This window comes from Ensifer sp., from assembly GCF_035999135.1.
In the GTDB taxonomy this organism is placed as follows: Bacteria; Pseudomonadota; Alphaproteobacteria; order Rhizobiales; family Rhizobiaceae; genus Ensifer.
The window spans coordinates 1-2,856 of the sequence record NZ_DASYGZ010000109.1 but is presented as its reverse complement, the minus strand read 5'-3'; the positions used below and the strand labels follow the sequence as shown (position 1 = coordinate 2,856).

General features: G+C 65.3%; 3 protein-coding genes. All 3 read left to right on the top strand.

From position 1 onward, the window contains the following. Window positions 1–835, top strand: an 835-nt coding sequence (gene cysT, locus VGO12_RS12835) for a sulfate ABC transporter permease subunit CysT (RefSeq protein WP_327513136.1), incomplete at its 5' end; no start/stop codon positions are given. Further along, window positions 825–1,769, top strand: coding sequence for a sulfate ABC transporter permease subunit CysW (gene cysW / locus VGO12_RS12830; protein WP_327513135.1), 945 nt, complete (start codon window positions 825–827; stop codon window positions 1,767–1,769). The genes cysT and cysW, both read left to right, overlap by 11 nt. A 62-nt stretch (window positions 1,770–1,831) precedes the next feature. Further along, the coding region (locus VGO12_RS12825; protein WP_327513137.1) for a sulfate/molybdate ABC transporter ATP-binding protein at window positions 1,832–2,856 on the top strand (1,025 nt) is incomplete at its 3' end.

Here is a 2,856-nt window from a genome sequence, read left to right as displayed (position 1 = left end):
CTGGCGGTTTCGCCAGCCGAGTATCTTGCCGGGTTTTGGATTGTCGCTCGGTATCACGCTGAGCTGGCTGGTTCTGATCGTGTTGATCCCGCTGTCGGGGCTGGTGTTTCGGGCAAGCGGCCTTGGCTGGGCCAAGTTCTTCGAGCTGGCGCTCGACCAGCGCACCCTCAATGCCCTGAAGATCTCGTTCGGCACGGCCTTTGTCGCCGCCGTCATCAACCTCGTCTTCGGCGTCATCCTCGCCTGGGTGCTGGTGCGTTATCGCTTTCCCGGCAAACGGGTGATCGACGCCATGGTCGACCTGCCCTTTGCCCTGCCGACGGCGGTTGCCGGCATTGCGCTGACGACGCTTTATGCCCCGAACGGCTGGATCGGCCAGTTTCTCGAACCGCTCGGCATCAAGGTCGCCTTCACCCCGGCCGGCATCGTCATTGCGCTGATCTTCGTCGGCCTGCCCTTTGTCGTCAGGACCGTGCAGCCGATCATGGAGGAGATCGACAAGGAAGTGGAAGAGGCCGCAGCCACCCTTGGCGCCAGCCGCTTCCAGACGATCAGCCGGGTGCTTCTGCCGGGGCTGCTGCCGGCCGGCCTCACCGGCTTTGCGCTCGCCTTTGCCCGCGGCGTCGGCGAATACGGCTCGGTGATCTTCATCGCCGGCAACCTGCCTTACGTCTCCGAGATCGCCCCGCTTCTGATCGTCATAAGGCTGGAGGAGTTCAACTACCCGGCCGCCACCGCCATTGCCGCCGTCATGCTGGTGATCTCGTTCACCATGCTGCTCCTCATCAACTCGATCCAGGCCTGGAGCCGGCGGAGATATGTCTATGTCGCATGACCTGACCGCGACCGCTTCCGGTCTCCCTCCCGCCAGACCCTCGCCGGCCTCCGGTTCGCAGCCGGCGTCCGGCCCGCAGCCGGCGTTGCCGGAGCTGGCCGCTGCCACCTCGGAAAGCCGCTTTGCCCGGCTGACGCTGACGATCACGGCCCTTGCCTTCGTCGGCCTGTTCCTGCTTCTGCCGCTTGCCGCCGTCTTTACCGAGGCGCTGCGCAAGGGGCTCGGCGAATTCGTCATGGCCCTTGGTGATGCCGAGACTTTTTCCGCCATCCGCCTGACGCTGATCGTGGCTGCCATTGCCGTGCCGCTCAATCTCGTCTTCGGGGTGGCCGCCGCCTGGGCGATCGCCAAGTTCGAGTTCAAGGGCAAGGCCTTCCTGACGACCTTGATCGACCTGCCGTTCTCGGTCTCGCCTGTGATCTCCGGCCTCGTCTTCGTGCTTCTGTTCGGCTCGCACAGTTTCCTTGGCCCCTTTCTGCAGAGCCATGGCATCCAGATCCTCTTTGCCGTGCCCGGACTGGTGCTCGCCACCGTCTTCGTCACCTTCCCGTTTGTTGCCCGCGAGCTGATCCCGCTGATGCAGGAGCAGGGATCGAGCGACGAGGAGGCGGCGCTGTCGCTTGGCGCATCCGGCTGGCAGACCTTCTGGCATGTGACCCTGCCCAACATCAAATGGGGGCTGCTTTACGGGGTGCTGCTCTGCAACGCCCGCGCCATGGGCGAGTTCGGCGCCGTCTCGGTGGTCTCAGGCCACATCCGCGGCGAGACCAACACCATGCCGTTGCAGGTCGAAATCCTCTATAATGAATACAACTTCGTCGCCGCCTTCGCGGTGGCGGCGTTGCTGGCGCTGCTGGCGCTGATCACGCTCATCCTGAAGACGGCGCTGGAGATCCGCTACAGCGCCGAGATCGCCGCCAGCCGCAGGCATTGAGACTGACACCGACCGCCGTGCAAGCAGAAGACCGGGAAAGCCCGCATTTGAAAGGTACCGCCATGGACGTGCGCGTTCACAACATCCGCAAGGAATTCGGCCGCTTCCCGGCGCTCGAAGACGTCTCGCTCGACATCCGCTCCGGCGAGCTGATCGCGCTGCTGGGTCCCTCCGGCTCCGGCAAGACGACGCTTCTGCGCCTCGTCGCCGGGCTTGAAAGCCCGACCGGCGGCACGATCTTCTTCGGCGACGAGGACGCCTCGCAAAAGACCGTGCAGGAGCGCAACATCGGCTTCGTCTTCCAGCACTATGCCCTCTTCCGCCACATGACCGTGCTCGACAATGTCGGCTTCGGCCTGAAAGTCCGGCCCGCCAACCGGAGACCGCCGGCGGCCGAAATCCGCAAGCGCGCGCTCGACCTGCTCGACCTCGTCCAGCTCTCCGGCCTCGACAAGCGTTATCCGGCGCAGCTGTCGGGCGGCCAGCGCCAGCGCGTGGCCCTTGCCCGCGCCATGGCGGTCGAACCCAACGTGCTTCTGCTCGACGAGCCCTTCGGCGCGCTTGATGCGCAAGTGCGGAAAGAGCTGCGCAAGTGGCTGCGCGACATCCACGACCGCACCGGCCACACCACCATCTTCGTCACCCACGACCAGGACGAGGCGCTGGAGCTCGCCGACCGCGTCGTCGTCATGAGCAAGGGCGTCATCGAGCAGGTCGGCACCCCCGACGAGATCTACGACCATCCGGTCTCGCCCTTCGTCTACGGCTTCATCGGCCAGTCGAACAACCTGTCGGTCACGCTCCAGAACGGCGAGATCTGGTTCGAGGACCGGCCGATCGGGCTCAGGGCTCCAAGTGAACCCGACGGCCCCGCCAATCTCTACTTCCGCCCGCACGACATCGAGCTGATCGACGGCTGCGGCGGCTGTCTCGCCGGTCTCGTCACCGCCAGCCGCCGCGTCGCCGGCACCCGCCATCTCGAGCTCGAGCTCGGCCGCAACCATCCCCATGTCGAGATCGAACTGCCGCCAGAACGCGCCAATGCCGGAGAACACAGCCGCATCGCCTTCAGGCCGACAAAGTGGAA

Bases quoted from the DNA above. Each gene is read 5' to 3' on its own strand.
- cysW (WP_327513135.1), top strand. From the start codon at position 825: ATGTCGCATGACCTGACCGCGACCGCTTCCGGTCTCCCTCCCGCCAGA.